Here is a 20,148-nt window from a genome sequence, read left to right as displayed (position 1 = left end):
AACGATTATTCATTGCGAAGGTGAAAGTTACCGACGCAAAACAGCGCTCAATAAGAGCAAATAAAATTCGGTGTCAACCGGCCAAGATAATTGACGCGGAACCGGCCAAGTTAATTGACGCTAGATAGTCATCATAACGCGATGATCACGAAAGCTTAAAATTAATTACACGTTAATGTCACTAAACGGTTAGAATCGAAGCTATATTTGCGGCGCGCATTCATCACTTATTATTCGCCGCGTAACATTCAGCACTCAAGGATTTGAGAACAACGCTATGTTAAATCAAAAATTAATGAATATTGATCATGTCGTAGCCATCGGTGGCGGTCATGGGTTAGGCAGAATACTTGCTGCACTCGCTTTTTTAGGTCCTAAATTAAGCGGCATTGTTGCCACCACAGATAATGGCGGTTCAACAGGACGATTAAGACAAGACCAACAAACTATTGCTTGGGGTGATTTACGTAATTGTTTATCACACTTAGCTCACCGCCCTTCTTTAGGTTCTATGCTATTTGACCACCGTTTTACTGGCGACAATGAGCTTGCTGGGCATAATTTGGGCAATGTGGTGTTACACGCGCTTGACCAATTGTGCGTACGCCCACTCGATGCAGTCAATTTAATTCGCGGGATTTTAAAAATCGAAACGCAAATCATCCCCATGTCTGAAGCATCAACTCATTTAGTTGCACTAAGTCATTGTGGCGCAAAAGTGTTTGGTGAATTAAATGTTGATGGTATGACCGAGGCACCAATCGCTTTATCTTTAGAACCACAAGTACAAGCAACATTGGAAGCGTGTTTGGCCATTGAAAAATCACAATTGATTATTTTGGGGCCAGGTAGTTTTTTAACCAGTATTTTGCCGCCACTGCTCATTCCTGAAATTGCCGAAAGTATTAGAAACTCAAATGCGCATGTGATGCTTATCGACAACTTAACTGCTGAGTATTCTCCAGCTAGTACGTTTAGCATTGAAGATAAAATTGTTTGGTTAAATCAAATTATCGGTAAAAAGGTGATTGTCGATGTTATCCAACATGGGCAGGGACAAAAAATAGCCAGTCATTACAGCAATGAAGTGCGTTTTAATCAATTTAACTTAGTCAGTCAGCACCATCCCGGCCTACATGATAAACAGTCTTTAGCTGAAGCAATTGAACAAGTATGTCAATTTCATTTAGCCCAACAACAGATCCCTGAACTTAATTAATACCGCGGAGTTCAAGGATGAGTTTCTAAACAAGAAAATTAAATCAATAAAAAAGGCTGCAAAAGCAGCCTTAATTATTATTCGATTTTTTTACAGCACTTGTGCGATAGCTTTACATACTGCTGGCATGTTGTTTTTAGTTAGGCCAGCGACGCTAATGCGACCTGAACCAACGATATAAATGGCAAACTCATCTTTTAAACGAGCCACTTGTTGCTTGTTTAAACCAGAGAAACTGAACATACCGTTTTGACGTGAAATAAAACTAAAGTCTTGCTCTACGCCTTCTGCTTTTAGACTGTCTACAAATAACGTACGCATTTCTGCAATGCGTTGGCGCATTTCAGTTAATTCTGCTTCCCACTGTTGACGCAACTCGGTGTTTGCCAAAATAGTACTCACAATTAATCCGCCATGAGCAGGAGGGTTAGAGTAATTTGCACGAATTGTTTTTTTGATTTGGCTAAAGCTGTTAATCGCTGCGCTATCATCTTGTGCTACAACCGTTACCGCACCAATACGTTCATTGTATAAACCAAAGTTTTTTGAAAATGAGTTCGCGATAAGTAACTCAGGTACCAAAGCCGATACAGTACGAAGACCTTGTGCATCTTCTTCAATACCAGCACCAAAACCTTGGTATGCAAAATCAAATAATGGTAAAAGCTGCTTGTCTAAACAAACTTGCGCAACCTGACTCCATTGCGCTAAAGATAGATCAATGCCAGTTGGATTATGACAACAGCCATGCAATAGCACCACATCACCAGCTTGAGCTTGATTAAGATCGACCAGCATCGCATCGAAATCCATGTCGTGAGTTTCGGCTTTATAATAACGATACTCTTTGACCGTTAAGCCGGCAGTTTCAAAAATATTTTGGTGATTAGCCCATGTCGGATTACTCACCCAAATCGTTGTTGATTGAGTATTTCGAACTAAAAACTCGGCAGCAACACGTAAGGCACCGGTTCCACCTGGTGCTTGTGCTGTTACTGCACGCTTGTCTTTAATAATCTGGTTATCCGCACCAAACAGTAACTCTTGTACTACCTGGTTATAAGCTTGAACACCTTCAATGCCTAAATAGTTTTTGGTCATTTCTGTTTCAAGTAAAATAGCTTCTGCTTTTTTTACTGATTTCAGCACTGGCGTTTGCCCTGCCTCATCCTTATAAATACCAACACCTAAATTAACTTTATGTGCGCGAGTATCGGCTTTAAAAGCATCAGTTAAGCCTAAAATTGGGTCCGCTGGAGCAAGCGTTACTTCAGAAAAGATCATTACAACTATCCTAATTGAGGGAAGAGACAAATTTTATTTAGTTATACCATTGTATCGACAAGCTGAGTAGTGAGATTTTTAATTGTTGGGATAAAATGACACAATCATTAAGATTAAATCAAAAATTTTAAGATAACTTCTATTTAATCGGTGATTTCGATAAAATTTTAATATAAGAAGCGCAATGTTAACTCGGTTTATGTTCTATTCGTCAATTTCTGATAGGCATTTTTTGTTAGCAGTATTTTATGTGCACTGCTTTGTGTGAATGGCGTTGAAGATATTGTGCTGAGTGTTTATAAAATGGCTCAGGGGAAATGTATTCACTGAATACAGATTTTATCGCTGACAAAATTTACACACACTGCAAAATTTAAAACCATTTTTTACATTTTGATGATTACGTTTTTTTGATAAACCACATGTATTTAGACGATTGATTACCGATGCATAAGACTATTTATCGTAAATGCATTTAAAATTAAAAGAGTTTTAACTTATTTTTAGGCATAAAAAAAGGAACCCGAAGGTTCCTTTTCTAAAGCATTTCACTAATTAATTAGTTAATGCTTCTTTTGCTTTTTCAACTAAAATTGCAAATACAACTTTGTCGAAAACAGCGATGTCAGCCAAAATCTTACGATCGATTTCAATAGACGCCTTTTTCAAGCCGTTAATGAAACGGCTGTAAGACAGACCATTTTGACGTGAAGCCGCATTAATACGAGCAATCCATAATTGACGGAATTGACGTTTTTTCTGACGACGGTCACGGTAAGCATATTGACCAGCTTTAGTTACTGCTTGAACAGCAACACGGTAAGTACGGCTACGAGCGCCATAATAACCTTTAGCTAGTTTAAGTACTTTTTTGTGACGAGCACGAGCGGTTACACCACGCTTAACTCTAGGCATTGTTTATCTCTCCTTTAATTAAGCGTATGGTAGTTGACGTGCAATTGCTGGCACATCAGACTTAGCAACTAAACATTTAGCACGTAAGTGACGCTTACGCTTAGTGCTCTTCTTGGTCAAAATGTGACGTAAGTGTGCTTGCTTGCGCTTGAAACCATTAGCGGTTTTCTTAAAACGCTTCGCTACACCCTTGTCTGTTTTCATTTTAGGCATTTCTAAAACTCCGCATTGGGACGTTAATAAACGTAAGGCGAGCAAAAGCCTCAAGAGACTTTTGCTACTTTAGGTTGCCCTACTATTTCTTTTTAGGTGCTAGCACCATAATTGCTTGACGACCTTCCATTTTCGGGAAAGATTCGACAACCGCATACTCTTCCAAATCAGCCTTGATACGGTTCAAAAGATCCATACCTAGGTTTTGGTGTGCCATTTCGCGACCACGGAAACGCAGCGTAATTTTCGCTTTGTCACCATCTTCTAGAAAACGAATCAGGTTGCGTAGTTTTACCTGATAGTCGTTTTCATCAGTGCCGGGACGGAATTTAATTTCCTTCACCTGGACCTGTTTCTGCTTCTTTTTTTGTTCTTTTTGAGCTTTCGCTTTATCAAAAAGGAACTTACCGTAGTCCATTATGCGACAGACCGGAGGCTCAGCATTAGGGCTGATCTCTACAAGATCAACACCGGCTTCATCTGCAATACTCTGAGCTTCTTTAATACTAACGATACCAATTGGTTCTCCTTCTAAATCCGACAAACGGACTTCAGGAACACCAGTGATTTCATCATTGATTCTATTAGGGGCTGGCTGTCGCCCTGCTGTTCTTTTGATCTTTATGACCTATTCCTCCAACAATTTGAGACTACGGAGCGAAATTTGTTGACGTATTATAGAGGCGAAATCTTCTAATTTTAACTTGCCTAAATCAATACCGTCACGTGTACGCACCGCGACTTCCTTATTTTCCATTTCTTGATCACCAACGACCAACAAATAAGGCACACGTCTAAGTGTGTGTTCGCGTATTTTAAAGCCTATTTTCTCATTCCTCAAGTCAAAAGATGCTCGAATACCCTGTTCTTTGAAGAATTTAACGATTTCTTCAACATAATCAGCTTGTTTATCGGTAATATTCATTACAACGACTTGCATTGGAGCAAGCCAAGTTGGGAATTTACCCGCGTATTCTTCTATCAAGATACCTAAGAAACGTTCTAACGAACCTAAAATAGCACGATGGATCATTACCGGCGTCTGGCGACTGTTGTCTTCAGCTACATAAGTAGCACCTAAACGAGTCGGTAATGCATAATCTAGCTGTACTGTACCACATTGCCATGCACGATCTAAACAATCATGTAAGGTAAATTCGATTTTTGGGCCATAAAACGCGCCTTCGCCCGGTAATATATCATATTCTATATTATTTGCGGCTAATGCTTGCTTCAAAGCTTCTTCTGCACGGTCCCACATCGCATCATCGCCAATACGCTTTTCAGGGCGTGTTGACAGTTTTACGACAATGTTTTCAAAGCCGAAGGTTGCGTATGTGTCATATACCATTTGGATACATGCACTCACTTCCTGCTGAACTTGATCATCAGTACAAAATACGTGAGCGTCATCTTGAGTAAATCCGCGTACGCGCATTAATCCATGTAATGAACCCGATGGCTCGTTACGATGACAACAACCGAACTCAGCCATACGTAATGGCAGGTCGCGATACGATTTTAAACCTTGATTGAAAATCTGTACGTGACCAGGACAGTTCATTGGTTTAATCGCGTATTCACGGCTTTCGCTGCTGGTTGTGAACATGGCTTCTGAGTATTTATCCCAGTGACCTGAACGTTCCCATAGAGAACGATCCATCATTAATGGACCTTTAACTTCTTGATAAGTGTACTGGCCTAATTTTTGACGAATAAACTTTTCAAGCTCTAGGAATATGCTCCAACCATCATTATGCCAAAACACCATTCCTGGCGCTTCTTCTTGCATATGGTATAAATCTAGCTGTTTGCCAATTTTACGATGATCACGCTTGGCTGCTTCTTCTAAACGCACTAAATGAGTTTTAAGGGCTTTTTTATCTGCCCACGCTGTTCCGTATACACGTTGCAGCATTTTGTTATCAGAGTTGCCACGCCAATACGCACCCGCAACACTCATTAACTTAAAGTTTTGACAAAAGCGCATATTCGGCACGTGCGGTCCGCGACACATATCAACATATTCTTCGTGATGATATAGCGCTGGAGTTGCATCTTTACTGATGTTTTCATCTAAAATAGCAATTTTGTATTCTTCGCCACGTTCGCTAAAAGCGTCACGCGCTTCTTGCCAAGAAACGACTTTTTTAACCACGTCGTAATTGGTTTTTGCTAGCGCAAGCATTCGCTTTTCAAGTGCTTCGATATCATCTTGCGTTAACTTGTGGTCCAAATCGATGTCGTAGTAAAAACCGTTATCGATAACAGGGCCAATAGCCATTTTTGTTTCAGGCCACATTTGTTTGATCGCGTGACCTAATAAATGCGCACAAGAATGGCGAAGGATTACAACACCCTCGTCGTCTTTAGCCGTAATGATAGCGAGTTCTGAATCTGCTGTGATTAAGTCTGTTGCGTCTTTAAGCTCACCGTTAACTCGGCCAGCGATACACGCTTTAGCTAAACCAGGGCCGATGTCTAATGCAACATCAAGAGTCGATACAGGATTGGCAAACTCACGTTTGCTGCCATCAGGCAATGTAATAATAGGCATGAAATGTCCTTGTCCAGTGGTGACCCACACGTAGGGCCACATGGTAATTAAGTATGTTCTTTTGGAACGAGAGACACGTTAATGAAATCAAGACAGTACAGGAGTCTTAGTTACCCATAAACGTAGCCTTTATTCTAAGTGATAAGCCGTTTATGGCGCAACTATATAAGGCTGAATAACGACTATATTTGATGATTTTAGAAAATATAGTTGTCCGAAGGATAAATTATGACATTCACTCCTTTTTAATGTTCTACGTTATTTATTTTTAGATACAACGAATTAGCATTGATATTGCCAGCCTTTTTTTAAACACCTCGCGGGATTCTTTGTTTGAGCTGATTTTAATCACTCGCTACACTACTGATATTATTATTTATTATTAAGAAATTCATTAAAAACCTACATTTAGAATCAAATAATTTCAACAGACATAAATCAAACAAATGGATGATCCACAATAACAGGAGGCCACTATACTGTTTATAACAACATCAGTGGGAGGTTTAAAATGAGATTATTATCGCGCCCAATTTGTTGCCCGCATTGCGGTCATCATCAACATGTCACAATCGATGCGAGTGCTGGCGATCAAGAATATTATGATGATTGTCGCATCTGTTGTAACCCCATTCATATCCGTATGCACTTAGATGAAAACCGCCGAATGATTCAGCTGCATGTCGATTCAGATGATGAACAAATTTATTAGGCTTAAAAGACAACCATTTTTAAGAGGGTAACGCCATAATGGCAACAATAATGGCGTTACATGCTTATCACTATGAGTATTAGGCATACATTAATTATTGAGTAACTGCTTTTTTGCCAATATCCGCTCAACAGTGTCGACTATCACCTGTGTTTGACTATCGATTTCGATATTAATCTTATCACCCATTTTATATTGACTTAAATTAGTCAATTTCAATGTTTCGGGAATTAAGTGCAACATAAAGCCGCTATCACTTACCTTACCTACTGTTAGACTGCACCCGTTAATGCCGACGAAACCTTTATAAAAAATGTAGTTCATCCACTGCGGGTCAACGTTAAGTTCAATATTATAATGTTCCGCAGTATTACTGACTTCACCAACGGTAGCTTGAGTATGCACATGTCCCGATAAAATATGTCCGCCAATTTCGGTTCCAAATGTCAACGAACGTTCAATATTGACATTATCCCCAACACGGGTGTTACCTAGGTTAGTCAGCGCTAATGTTTCTTCCATTACATCAAAGAAAACCTTATCATTTAGTATCTTGGTTACTGTTAGGCAAACGCCGTTATTGGCAACACTTGCACCTGTCACTAATCCCTTTGTTAACTCTGATGTCATAAGGATTTCAAAGGTGTTAAGTCCTGCAGTTTTTTGTATTGATACCACTTCACAAGTGGCTTGAACTATACCAGTAAACATATTTCTCTCGTTCCGTAATAGGCTTTTTAATGAATAATACAGGTTTTCAAATTCAGCGCTTAATAAAATTAGCGCTTCCGGTACTTATTGCCCAAGTAACACAAACCATGATGGGATTCATCGACACGGTAATGGCTGGAAGAGTCAGTGCGGTCGATATGGCTGCAGTGGCTGTAGGTACCAGTTTATGGTTGCCTGCTATTTTATTTGTTCAAGGTTTATTAATGACTTTTACGCCAGTGTTTTCTCAACATCATGGTGCAAATAATCAACAAGTGATCCCGTCTCTCATATTTCAAGCAGGTTATATTGCCATAATTGGTGGGATTGGCGTGATGATCTTTCTCGCATCTTCTACCTATTTACTTGATTTAATGCATTTAGAACCGCAATTACATGCATTAACTGTGGGGTATATTGATGCGATTTTATGGGGCGCCCCCGCTTTTGTCTTATATCAAGTATTACGTGGCTGCAGTGAAGGAATATCTTACACCATGCCTACCATGGTGATTGGCTTTGTTGGTTTAGCTGTGAACATCCCAGCTAACTATATCTTTATCTATGGAGGCTTCGGCATTCCCGCTATGGGCGGTGCAGGATGCGGCGTAGCAACGGCATTAGTGTTTTGGGCAATGTTAGCCGCGATGATTATTTATATGTTAGTCGATAAGACCTTTAAAGAACTTGGGCCTTTTAAGCAGTTTTATCGTCCGCATTTAGCCAGCATGTGGTCAATGACTAAACTGGGCATGCCAATTGCCATGGCTTTGTTTTTTGAAGTGAGCTTATTTGCGGTGATTGCACTCTTTCTTGCGCCGTTAGGGGCAAATGTTGTTGCTAGCCATCAAATAGCACTTAACTTTTCATCGATTGTATTTATGTTGCCATTATCTATCGGCATCGCTGTTTCAATCCGTATTGGTTATTACCTTGGCCGTAACCAACCTGAAATAGCAGCCTTAGTTGCCAGAGTAGGATTAGGACTATCCTTTGTGTTAGCGGTTTGCACGGCATTATTAACAGTTACATTTAGACATGAAATCGCTTTGCTCTATAACGACAACCCTGAAGTGGTTGCATTAGCAGGCAGCTTAATGATGCTGGCAGCCTTTTACCAAATATCAGATTCAGTCCAGGTCGTCGCAGCTGGCGCTTTACGCGGTTATAAAGACACCCGAAGTGCATTTTACATCACGCTGTTTTCATATTGGTTTGTGGGTATGTCGACGGGCTATATTTTAGGTTATACCAACATCATTGTTGAACCAATCGGGGCGCATGGATTTTGGATTGGTTTAATAGCCGGTTTAACAGTAGCCGCAATATTGTTTGCAATACGCTTAAAGTACATACAGAAGAAAGGATTTGAGTTTCAACAGATTGGGTAATTAGGGCAACATTTTCAAGGTTTAATCATTCATATTGTTTAACCTTGAATCAAGTTGCACAGCAAATCACCATTTAATCATAAAAATGATTTTTTTACTTGCAAGCGGTAGGCTATCCCACTTACTATAGCGACCGCTTTGAAGCAAAACGTAATTAATGTTTACTTTAAACGATACACCCGTAGCTCAGTTGGTTAGAGCACTACCTTGACATGGTAGGGGTCGGTGGTTCGAGTCCACTCGGGTGTACCACTCTTCTGACAGAGTATAAACAGTCAGTTTTTGTTAAAAGTAAACAATACACCCGTAGCTCAGCTGGTTAGAGCACTACCTTGACATGGTAGGGGTCGGTGGTTCGAGTCCACTCGGGTGTACCATTTCTCGCTGTAACCTTTTTGAAAAATTCAGTCATAACCCCTCTAACTACTAGCTTACATTGCAGCTTCCATGCAAAAAATCATTGCTCCAAATAGGTTGATATACAAAAAAACTCAATTTCAGCCAAAAATTATCGCTTAACGTAACACGTCTTTAAATCACCAAATTACCACCATAAATGTCTAAATGGCACAATGTGCCAAACAGAAAGGCATAGACACTGTTTTACCAGTATTAAAACAGGTCGAGTGCGAGTGGTTTTCCGTATAAGTAGCCTTGTAAATCATTGCATCCCATCGCTTTTAATAATTCATACTGCTCTTCGTGCTCTACCCCTTCAGCGATTGTGCCTAACCCTAGGTTTAGTGCGAGTTGGACGATGGTGCGTGCGATGGCGGCATCTTTTGGATTATTAACAATGCCATCGACAAATGATTTATCAATTTTTAAGGTGTCGATTGGAAAGTTCTTTAAATAGTTGAGTGACGAGTAACCCGTGCCAAAGTCATCGATAGCCAAAAGAACGCCGAGTTCTTTGAGTTTAAACAATAATGCAATGGCATCGTCTACGTTACTGATAATGGCGGATTCAGTAATTTCAAGTTCAAGTAAATGGGCTGGAAGCGATGTTAGCAACAATGCATTGTTAACGTGGTCGACAATGTTGGCGTGATTAAATTGTAGCGCAGATAAATTAACCGCCATTCGAGTAAAATTACTGTCGGCAGCGTGGATTTTTTTGGCTTTTTTACAGGCTTCAATTAACGCCCACTCACCGATAGGAATGATTAATCCACTGCTCTCTGCCATGGCCATAAAATCAAAAGGCGACAACATGCCTTTGGTGGGATGATTCCAGCGCAGTAATGCTTCGTAACCGATAACTTTACCGTTTAATGAGCTCACTTGAGGTTGGTAATGTAATTGGAGTTGATCGCCGAGGATAATCGCTTCTCTCAGTTCTGCCTCCAGTTGCAATCTGTCCATTAATGACTTGTGCATGTCATGAGAAAAAAGCTGATAACCATTTTTACCATTATTTTTAACTTCATACATTGCTGTATCGGCGTGTTGTAGCAGTATATCGCCAGTGAGTCCGTCATCTGGATAAAACGAAATACCAATACTAGCAGAGATAAAGGTCTGTTTACCCATAATAAAATACGGCTTAGACAACTCGTCGATAATGCGTTGAGCAATAATAGCAACACTATCAAATGTGGTCAGTTCGGTTAATAACAGGGTAAACTCATCGCCACCTAAGCGTGCAATATGTTCATTGTCAAAGTCGACTTGATTATTACCAATGCTCAGTTCATCAGTGTTACGTATCGACATTTTAATGCGTTTAGCTGCTTCACAGAGTAATTCATCACCCGCTTTGTGCCCTAAGGTGTCATTAATGCGTTTAAAATGATCTAAATCGATAAAGAGTAAGGCTAATTTTGTTCCATGGCGCTTTGCTAATGCGATAGCTGATTCTAATTGAACCAAAAACTTCCGTCGATTAGGCAGGTCAGTTAATGTGTCGAAATAAGCATAATAGGCAATTTCTTGTTCCGATTTTTTACGGTTAGAGATATCGTGTAACGTGCCGTTTAAACGCTGCCCTGTAAAATCATCGGTGATATCGGTTCTGTCATGTAACGTTATCACTTCACCACTACCATTTAATATTCGATATTCAATATCATAGGACACTTTGTTTTTTAAAGCGTTTTTAAGTGTTTTAGTCAAAAACTCACGATCGTCTGGATGAATAATTTCAATTAAATTAGCAAAGTCGAGTTCGCGTTCTTGCGGCTGCATTCCAATCATGCGATACACTTCGTCAGAACAATCCAGTGTTTGATGCTTAAAATCCCATTCCCAAGAGCCTAAGTGGGCGATGCTTTGTGCCCTGGCCAATCGATTTTTACTTTTAGTCAGTTCTTTAATGGTTTTATTGGCTTTTAGGACATAGTGGATCCGATGATTCAACAAAGGCCATTTGACAGGTTTAGTCATAAAATCAGTGGCACCGACATCGAATGCTTTTTTAATGTCTTCTGGCTGGTCTAAAGCTGTCACCATAATAATGGCAACATTATCACCTTCTGGCATAGCCCTAATAGCAGAGCAGCATTCAAAACCATCCATTTTATCCATAGAGACATCAAGTAAAATAAGGTCGGGTAAGTGCAAACTGAATAATTCTATAGCCTCTTCACCACTGCTGGCTTCAAGAATATGTGTCATCGACGGATTCAATGCACGGCGCATTAGCATGCGAATGACGGGATCGTCATCCACAATTAAAATGACATCATGTATTACATTGTGCGTCATTGACTCAACTCCTCAATCTTTTGCATTAACGCTTGTTGAGTTTGTTCAAATACAGTGTCAAGCGATGCTGCTAGCGGTGTGGCTTCATCTAATTGGGTATTGCGAGCCAATAACTCAATTTGACTGGCTAAACATTGTATTTTACTCGCGCCTAAATTAGCAGAACTAGACTTTAACGAATGCGCCGCTTTAAACACCTTATCGGCATTTTGCTCTGCGAGCCCCAGTGTAATATCGCTGATCAATGTCGGGGTACTGTTAATATAAATATCAATAATGGTTTTCACCAGTTCCACTGAATCATCTGGCGATATTTGCATAATGTCATTGAGAGGACCTTCGACAAAAATCTGTGGCTCATCATCGGTTGGTTTATCGTTTTGGGCTAATGTCTGGACAGAGTCAAATACCCATTTATTTAAGCAGTCACTAAGGGTTTGTCTGGTAAACGGTTTAAGTAAGGTGTCTTTTGCCCCTGCTGCTCGAAACTGACGTTTTACATTAGGTTGTATATCAGCGGTTAGCGCAATAATGGGCGTGGTAAAGTTTACACCCTCAGGGCCTTGATTCGTGATGGCTTCTGTTGCCGCTATCCCATCAGCTACGGGCATATGATAATCCATAAAAATCACATCAAACTTTTTCTCACTAGCCCGCTTAATCGCCTCTTCGCCGTTATCTACGATTTCACATTCATGGCCTAAAGAGGCTAACAAGCTTTTAACCACTAATTGATTGACGACGTTATCTTCAGCGACTAGGACATACGTTTTACGGTAAATGGCTTCGCTAATCGTATTGTTAAACAGTTCGCTCACGGGCTCAGATGAACTATCAACAGCGACAAGCGGAAGGCTAAACCAAAATACACTGCCTTTGTTAACAGTGCTTTCAACACCATAGCGACCATTCATTAATACAATCAGTTGCTGGCAAATGGCTAAGCCTAAACCTGTGCCCCCAAATTCGCGGGTAATGGAGTTATCTGCTTGAGTAAACGGAGTAAAAATTGATTCTAGCTTAGTGTCAGAAATCCCAATCCCCGTGTCATTAACGGTGAATTTGATTACGGTATCTGAGCCCTCAATATGTTCACTAACCTTAACCGTTATTCCTCCCTGGCGAGTAAATTTAATCGCATTAGAAATGAAGTTGTTAATAATTTGACGGATCCGAACAGAGTCACCTAAATAGCTCAATTGCGTTAATGGTTCGATATCAACTGTAAATGTGAGGTTTTTATTGTGTGCGACAACTTGATGCGATTGACAGGTTGAATGGACTAAATCAGGAAGATTAAATTCACGTATGTCTAAATCCATTTTGTTGGCATCGATTTTAGAAAAGTCTAATACCTCATTCAACAATACCAATAACGTTTGCGCTGAATCGTTAATCATATCTACAGTCTTAGTGACGTCTTTATTCAAATCATAGGATTTAAGTAAATCTGAAAAACCAATAATGCCATTAAGTGGTGTTCTTATTTCATGACTCATTACTGCCAAAAATTCAGATTTAGCCAGATTGGCATTTTTGGCGATTTCTAACGTTTGTTGTAACTCAAAGGTACGTTCGCTTACACGATGTTCTAATTCACGGTTAATGGTTTCTAATTGTTGGCCACGCGTGTCAACCTCAGCAATCATAACGTTAAAACTATCAGCAAGTTGTGAAAATTCATCATGAGATTTTATGCTGACTCGCTGGCTATAATCTTTGTTGTTTGAAATTTGTTCAATCACAGCTAAAAGTGTGTTCATCGGCTTAGTAAATAACGACTGCAACCAAAACATCACCAATAAACTGGCAAAAAAAGCCGACACACTGGCTGAAACCACTAACAATAAGTAATCATCAAGCTGTTTTGATAAAGTATTCATATTGTCGGTAATGCGAAGCATGCCTACAAACTCACCTTCGGAGAGTATTGGCGTATACGAATGTACAGCACCATGGCTAAACGTAATGTGTTTTTTCTTACTCGACACTACATCTAAGAATTGCTCTGTTTGTATGTTCGATTCATGTTGTGTATTGCTAGAGTACACCGCAAAAATGTGCCCCAGTGGATCATAAATTACCGCATTGATAATGTCAGGTTGAGCAACTAAAGCAGACAAGGTTTTCTCGGCCGAACTGGGATCGTTAAATATCACCGCAGATAAACTGTTGCTCGCAACAATATCACTGAGCACGGTTAAGTTTTGCTCCGCTTTTTGTTTGGTAATGGCAAATTGTTGGCTAATTAACGCGGTAGAAATTATCGCAATGACGATGACGGCAATCGCAAGCATTGAACAAATAAGCTTGGTTCGAATAGAAGAAAAATTGATTATGCTCATCGTTTTACCTCAAGCGCTAACTTTAAGACCTGTGAGCTTATATTTAAGCCAGATTGTTCTATCGCTTGCATGTTCACTTTGAAAAATAGTCGTTTATCTTGTTCTACAATTTCAATCATGCCGCCCTGTGCAGCAAAACCAGAAATATCCGACACGGTTAAAATTGCTTTACTGTCTACAGCCAAAAATAACCGTCGTGTTAGCTCTCGTGAGCCTGAGTCGATAAACACCACATCACATTGATCTATTGGGCTGGTTTCTGATAATTGAATAGCCGAAATGGCGTGTGTCGCTATCTTTTTATTCTCAAGCCCCTTAAAGCTGTCTCGGTATTGATTACCATAAAAACAAATTTTCCATGCAGAATCTTGTTCAAGACGTGTTTGAGGCCATTGAGTAAACTTAGCAAAGTTATAGGTAAATGCTGCTTTTAAGGCAAACGAGTCCTCGGCGATTGTTGGACCAGAAAACAGCACCAGTATCGCCATTAATAAATAAAGTAGCTGTCGATAAATGTTATCTTTTTTCATAAATAATGCTTAAAAGCTCAAGCTTGCTTTAACAAAATAACTTGGCCCGACCTGATAAGGCAGCAAAATACTTTCTGCCTCATATTCAAGGTGTGATGAATAAAATAAATCTTTACCGTATGCAGATAGCATCAGCTTAGGCGTTACCGCCCAGCTAACACCAATATCAACCCCCGTGTAGCCATCAATGCTTTTAAAGCTCGATCCGTTACCGGTGAGTAACTCTGTGCTGTCAATGAAACGCCATACAATATTAAAATCAATGTGTTCGGTTATGTTCCAATCAATCATGGTTGACACCATATTTTGCGGCGCTTGAGTATTTTGGCCTAAGATGTCACCAAATTCGTTTTGAATATAGCTGTAGTTAATGCGTAATTGCAGAAAATCGGTCAAAGCCCACATTGACGACAATTCGGCGCCATAGTTGTAGCCATCATATTGGTTTTCAAAGACAGTGTATTGTGAAAGGTAATTCGGAAAAGCACTAAAATCAGTTGTGCCAACAGAGGTGCTGCGTAATTTATCATAAGTATTATAGAAAAATGTGGTGTCAAAAGACCATTTTTTAGCGGGTACAAAGCGGTAGCCAACTTCATAAGAGACTATTTCTTCCGATTGATAATCATCACTGCCCACAACAAACACTTTAACTGGGGGTGATACATCCGATGGCGGAATATTAAGTGCATTAACTGATAAGTTATTTTCAACACGAGAAGGCGTTCGCACTGCACGGGCAATTGAAGTCCAAACACTGTTTTTAGTATCGACTTGCCACATTAATCGAATATTGGGCTGAACTTCAAATCCAGTATAATCATTGTGCTCAAAGCGTGACGCTAACGTTAACCAAAGAGCATCATCCACTAAGGCAATTTCGTCGCTTATAAATGCACTCCATAAATGCGTTGTTGTTGAATCGGGTTCAGTGCTGGTTAAAATAGGCATTGAACTAAAATCATCGCTTATATATCGGTAACCTAAGCCCCAAACGATATTATTATCTTCACCAACGATGAGCTGATGTTGAAAATCAACATCTACAGTATTGGTGCGTAAATGATAAAGTTCTTCGTCTCTGTCGGCAAAATCGTAATAGGTTTGCAGTGTGTATTCTGAGGTAGCCGACAACGCTTTAGTGTAACGAGATAATAAATTAAACCCTTCGCTCTCAACTTCTTCTGAATAAAATTCACGGTATACCGGCGGATCCATCGAGGCGACATTGGATGCTTGTTGCATTTTGGTTGTGTAATAATCACTGCTTAACGTCAGGCTCGTGTCGTTTTCAAGCTGAATATCAACCCGCCCACCTAACTGTAAATGGCGCCAATCATTATTTTTATCGACGGTCGCAGCAGCATCAATCAGTGAACTGTCGAGATCATTTGGCTTATGGTCTAAAGAGTCACGACTATTGCCTTTTATATACATTCTCGAGGTCGTATTGTCTGATAGCTTACTGCCGTATCGTGCACCGATAAAACCTTGTTCATAATCACCCGCACCAAGCTCAGCATAGCCTCCTAACGTATCTGCACTGTGTTTAGTGATAATGTTAATAACACCATTAACCGCATTGGCACCCCACAATGCAGCACTAGGGCCGCGAATAACTTCAATACGTTCAATATCGGCCATTAAGGTATCTTGTACTTCCCAATACACCCCTGAAAACGCAGGGGAATAAAGCGTTCGACCGTCCATCATCACTAGGAGTTTGTTGTTATACCGGCCATTAAAGCCACGGCTGCTGACAGCCCACTTTTGAGCGTCAATTTGGGCAACATGTAAGCCAGGTACATCACGCAGAGCTTGAGGGATGGATGTCGCGCCAGACTGGCGGATAGCATCGTTAGTAAGAACATAAATAGCAGCGGGAGAATTGGATAAAGACTGTTTTTGTTTTGAAACCGATGTGACTTCTACGTTCATCAATTCTTGCAAACTGAGGTCTAATGAATTTGATTCTTGCGCCATAACAGTGGAACTTGCACATAAAACCGCTAACGCAGAGTAAGGAAACACATTCAATTTCAACATTTCAATAATGCCCTCGAAAAATTAACTAGTATGTGAAAGTTTATGAATAAACTTATACATTTATACAATTAATTTACACTAACAAACCATAAATGTATGTCTTAGGGTATGATTTTTATTAATTTAAAGGGAGTTTTCAGTTAAACATGCTGTAAAAATGCCAAAAATGTGAACTCAGCAATAAACAACCCAAATCACGTTAGTCATTCGCGACTTAGGTTGTCACTTTAGTTACAGGCGTATTTGCGGGTTTGTATGGTTTACCTGATGATAAAATTTGAGGGTTTTACCTACTGTGAGCTTGTCTCTATCTGTCATGTTATTCCAACTGATAATTTGCTCTACACTCACTTTATAAACTCTTGCAATACTCCATAAGGTATCGCCGTATTGTACTGTGTGCCCCGTTTGGATAGCTGTGCTGGATGATACAGAGGTTAACAGCGGTTGTACTGGCGTATTGTCGGTCTGTTTTTGATGTATTTTCTTTGCCGCTGATTTCGATGCGGCTAATTCAACATCTAAAATGACTTGCGATGCCGTGTGTGGCATGTATAAAAATTTTCCGGCAACAATAATATCGCCATTAATGTCATTCATGGCTTTAATTTTATCAACACTGGTTTGATGACGTTGTGCGATAACCGTAATATTGTCACCGTTTTGGATTTGATATTTGTACCATTTCACCCGTTCATTAACATCGGTATTGGCTAACGCCTGCTTAAACTTATGCGCTTTACTCACCGGCACCACCAATTGATGTGGCCCTTGTGGTGATGTTGCCCAACGATTAAAACCGGGATTTAATTTCTGTAATCGTGTCACGGGTATTTTAGCCAACTTAGCCGCGACGGCTAAATCAATTTGACTGCCAACATCAATCACTTCTACTAAGGGTTTATTAGGAATTGAGTTGAGGCTTATGCCGTAGCTTTCAGCATTTTTAACCACATCGGCAATGGCTAAGAGTTGCGGCACATATTGTCTGGTTTCAGTGGGTAATTTTAATGACCAAAAGTCAGTATCAAGTCCCCTTGCCTCATTATATCTTATAGCTTCTCTCAACCGGCCTTCACCTGCATTATACGCCGCGAGTGCATACAACCAGTTATCGGTTTTTATATACAAATATTCCAACATATCTAGCGCTGCAGTGGTTGCGGCAGGCACATCTTTGCGCCCGTCGTACCACCAGTTCATGTCTAAACCAAAGTGACTTGCCATCGGCGAGGTAAATTGCCACAAACCTGAAGCATCAGCACTTGAATACGCTAAAGGATTAAAAGAGCTTTCAACAATGGGTAACAATGCCAGTTCAATCGGCAAATCACGGTGTTCAAATTCTTGGACAATTAAATATAAGAAAGGTCGAGCGCGCTGCGAAATTCGCTCTAAGTGCTTTGGATTATCAATGTACCATTGGCGATATCGATTGACTAAGTACTGGTCAGGTATGGGCATATCCATTGAAAACCGAATACGTTCCCATACATCACCAGACTCTTTATATTGTCGACGAACCAAAGATTTGGGGATGTTATATTCAGTCGACTTTTTAGATTTATTAACGCTTTTTTGTGCTTCTACATTGGTGACAGTTGCTGTTTGGCACCCGCTTAACAGCATAAATCCCGCGGAGATAAGGAAGAGAGATGTTTTCAATTAAAGGTATTCCTCAGATATTACGCGGTGTTTTTATTGATTAAAGCGTAAGCAAAATTGAGCAAAAGTCGGGCATTATAATTCAGATTTAAAAACCTTGCTATTGAAATCACAGCGTCCAATTTTACCTGCTTAACTCCAACGAAATTGGCTATATCAGCCTTTGTGCTTGGTTATGGTCAAATTCTGTTAAGGTTTTTCTTGCCAGGTATCTAAAGGGAAAAGCTTTCACTGCTTCTTCAAATGGCATCACGGCGAAAGCCCAAAAAATGGATGCGTCAAAATACAAAATCAATAACGCACACAGCGGAATTGAGATTAACCATTGACCGGTAAAATTGATTTTAAATACCGCCGTCGTCTTACCCAACGCACGCAATATATGACCATGCACCGTATTGTATCCACGGATAAACGGCAACAGTATGTATAAAGGGGCTATTGATGCTAACGCTAAGTAGGTATCAGGGTTTAACCCTGGATAAATATCACCAATTACAAAACTTAATCCAAAAAATAAACCGCAAGACAATACCGACAAGACGACAGCCATCTTGATACTGATATCAACATCTGCGGTTAAGTTTTCTAGTTTTGCTGACCCAATCGCTTGGCTAATTGTAATAGCGGATGCGTGCGCCCATGAGGTGATAAATTGAGTTCCCCCTCTTATCCAGGGCATTAATACGGTAATGGCGGCATAAGCATTGATAGAGAGCTGCGAATACAATAGTTGGTAAATTGTTGCTCCAATAGACAACATAGTGACATTGGCAGCTACAGGAAAAATCTCAACGAAATGCAATTTAATATTGTTTAAAAATAATGCCTTTTTGCTGCTAAAAGACAAATCCAACTCGTGCTGGTACTTTAAACAGACGGTTAAAAATATCATTCTTAAGCTTATTGCGATGACACTGCCTATTGCTGCGCCAACAACCCCTAAGCCCTGCCAATCACTCACGCCATGGATTAAAAAATATGATGCGAAGGCATTAATGGGTAACTCAATCAAATAGCTCTTAAACGGAATTTTACTGTGGCCTAACGCGTTAAACATTGCCGTAATAACTTGCGTAATGGCAGTAAATAAGACTAAGTATTTTGCATAATCAAGGTACGCACCAATCTCAACATATAAGGTGATATTGTCAGTTAGCCAATGAATCAAATCTTGATCTAACCATGAAAGCAATAGCCAAAACACGATAGCCACGAATAAGTTAATCAACATTCCAGACCAATATGCATTAGCCAGTTTGGTCTGACTTCCAGAGCCTACAGCCCGGCTCATCACCAGTTGAGTCCCATTAGCCAGCGCCATTTGAATACCTAAAATAAATGACACAATAGTGGTGGCAATCCCCATTGCCGCTAATGATACTTCGCCTAAAGGACTGACTAATAAGGTATCAATCATCAACATTGACTGCATTAACAGCGCATTTAATGCTAATGGCCAGCCTAAAGAGATATTACGTTTGATGTAGGCATGAGATGCCGTTGATAAAAACACAGTACGTCCTCTAACAAAATATGTTAAATAAATCATGTTGTTTATCAATCACATTGACCACTCTAAAACATTATTCCAGTATTGATGAACTGACTATAATCTGCCACTGTGATTGACACTTAAGTTAGTCAACAACAGATGGCTAACAATGCTAAGTATTAAGTAATACAATTACATTAAGCTAATCAACATAAATTAACAGATCTTTTTTTATTTTATGATCAAATTTAGATGAAATTAAAACAGTAGTCACTAAGAAACACATCAATAAACGTGAGCCCTTAATGATTTACTCATCAATTTGGTGTTTGCTTTAACCTCAACCCAGCCTAGGCTTT

15 protein-coding genes and 2 tRNA genes are annotated in these 20,148 nt (G+C 39.8%); 5 read left to right on the top strand and 12 right to left on the bottom strand.

Annotated elements, in window-relative coordinates; genetic code table 11:
• The first annotated feature begins 277 nt into the window (after positions 1–277).
• Entirely contained in the window at positions 278–1,219 is a 942-nt protein-coding gene (gene yvcK, locus ACROAE_RS18695) for a uridine diphosphate-N-acetylglucosamine-binding protein YvcK (RefSeq protein WP_432405042.1), read from the top strand.
• Positions 1,220–1,309: 90 nt separating this feature from the next.
• On the opposite strand, the gene ACROAE_RS18690 is transcribed toward yvcK, so the two are convergent.
• From ACROAE_RS18690 to thrS, 5 genes are all read right to left on the bottom strand, one after another.
• Positions 1,310–2,503, bottom strand: a complete 1,194-nt coding sequence (locus ACROAE_RS18690; RefSeq protein ID WP_432405038.1) for an amino acid aminotransferase — start codon at positions 2,501–2,503, stop codon at positions 1,310–1,312.
• A 555-nt stretch (positions 2,504–3,058) separates the two neighbouring features.
• The gene (gene rplT / locus ACROAE_RS18685; RefSeq protein WP_182773354.1) at positions 3,059–3,418 is read right to left on the bottom strand and encodes a 50S ribosomal protein L20; all 360 of its coding nucleotides are present in this window, start codon (positions 3,416–3,418) and stop codon (positions 3,059–3,061) included.
• A gap of 18 nt (positions 3,419–3,436) precedes the next feature.
• Positions 3,437–3,631: a 50S ribosomal protein L35 gene (gene rpmI, locus ACROAE_RS18680; RefSeq protein ID WP_011496149.1), complete on the bottom strand. Its 195-nt coding sequence runs from the start codon at positions 3,629–3,631 to the stop codon at positions 3,437–3,439.
• 82 nt (positions 3,632–3,713) lie between these two features.
• A complete protein-coding gene (gene infC / locus ACROAE_RS18675; RefSeq protein ID WP_432405045.1) occupies positions 3,714–4,256 on the bottom strand; it encodes a translation initiation factor IF-3 in 543 nt (180 codons plus the stop codon).
• 3 nt (positions 4,257–4,259) lie between these two features.
• Positions 4,260–6,188, bottom strand: a complete 1,929-nt coding sequence (thrS, locus tag ACROAE_RS18670) for a threonine--tRNA ligase (RefSeq protein WP_432405031.1) — start codon at positions 6,186–6,188, stop codon at positions 4,260–4,262.
• Positions 6,189–6,699: 511 nt separating this feature from the next.
• Here thrS and ACROAE_RS18665 point away from each other — a divergent pair.
• Complete coding sequence (locus tag ACROAE_RS18665) at positions 6,700–6,900, top strand: CPXCG motif-containing cysteine-rich protein (RefSeq protein ID WP_432405028.1); 201 nt, start codon at positions 6,700–6,702, stop codon at positions 6,898–6,900.
• Between the two features lie 90 nt (positions 6,901–6,990).
• Here ACROAE_RS18665 and ACROAE_RS18660 read toward each other — a convergent pair whose 3' ends face one another.
• On the bottom strand, positions 6,991–7,611 hold the full coding sequence (locus ACROAE_RS18660) for a riboflavin synthase subunit alpha (RefSeq protein WP_432405025.1): 621 nt from the start codon (positions 7,609–7,611) through the stop codon (positions 6,991–6,993).
• 29 nt (positions 7,612–7,640) lie between these two features.
• On the opposite strand from ACROAE_RS18660, the gene ACROAE_RS18655 reads away from it, so the two are divergent.
• The 3 genes from ACROAE_RS18655 (at position 7,641) to ACROAE_RS18645 (ending at position 9,379) form a co-directional block, all read left to right on the top strand.
• Entirely contained in the window at positions 7,641–9,002 is a 1,362-nt protein-coding gene (locus ACROAE_RS18655; protein ID WP_432405022.1) for an MATE family efflux transporter, read from the top strand.
• A gap of 175 nt (positions 9,003–9,177) precedes the next feature.
• Positions 9,178–9,254 (top strand) — tRNA-Val (locus ACROAE_RS18650).
• Positions 9,255–9,302: 48 nt separating this feature from the next.
• Positions 9,303–9,379: transfer RNA gene (locus tag ACROAE_RS18645), tRNA-Val, on the top strand.
• Between the two features lie 235 nt (positions 9,380–9,614).
• On the opposite strand, the gene ACROAE_RS18640 is transcribed toward ACROAE_RS18645, so the two are convergent.
• The 6 genes from ACROAE_RS18640 to ACROAE_RS18615 all read right to left on the bottom strand — a co-directional run bounded on the left by ACROAE_RS18640 (position 9,615) and on the right by ACROAE_RS18615 (position 19,810).
• Complete coding sequence (locus ACROAE_RS18640) at positions 9,615–11,708, bottom strand: two-component system response regulator (RefSeq protein WP_432405017.1); 2,094 nt, start codon at positions 11,706–11,708, stop codon at positions 9,615–9,617.
• Positions 11,705–14,053: an ATP-binding protein gene (locus ACROAE_RS18635; RefSeq protein WP_432405010.1), complete on the bottom strand. Its 2,349-nt coding sequence runs from the start codon at positions 14,051–14,053 to the stop codon at positions 11,705–11,707. Before ACROAE_RS18635 ends, ACROAE_RS18640 begins: the two co-directional genes overlap by 4 nt.
• On the bottom strand, positions 14,050–14,583 hold the full coding sequence (locus ACROAE_RS18630; protein WP_432405007.1) for a YfiR family protein: 534 nt from the start codon (positions 14,581–14,583) through the stop codon (positions 14,050–14,052). Before ACROAE_RS18630 ends, ACROAE_RS18635 begins: the two co-directional genes overlap by 4 nt.
• A 9-nt stretch (positions 14,584–14,592) precedes the next feature.
• Positions 14,593–16,629 (bottom strand): TonB-dependent receptor plug domain-containing protein, encoded by a 2,037-nt coding sequence (locus tag ACROAE_RS18625; RefSeq protein WP_432405003.1) that lies wholly within the window; start codon positions 16,627–16,629, stop codon positions 14,593–14,595.
• Positions 16,630–16,860: 231 nt separating this feature from the next.
• A complete protein-coding gene (locus tag ACROAE_RS18620; protein ID WP_432404999.1) occupies positions 16,861–18,294 on the bottom strand; it encodes a LysM peptidoglycan-binding domain-containing protein in 1,434 nt (477 codons plus the stop codon).
• A gap of 151 nt (positions 18,295–18,445) precedes the next feature.
• The gene (locus ACROAE_RS18615) at positions 18,446–19,810 is read right to left on the bottom strand and encodes an MATE family efflux transporter (protein WP_432404996.1); all 1,365 of its coding nucleotides are present in this window, start codon (positions 19,808–19,810) and stop codon (positions 18,446–18,448) included.
• Positions 19,811–20,148: the final 338 nt, after the last annotated feature.

This window comes from Shewanella sp. MF05960, from assembly GCF_050849305.1.
Lineage (GTDB): Bacteria > Pseudomonadota > Gammaproteobacteria > Enterobacterales > Shewanellaceae > Shewanella.
This window is presented reverse-complemented; position numbering and strand designations above follow the sequence as displayed.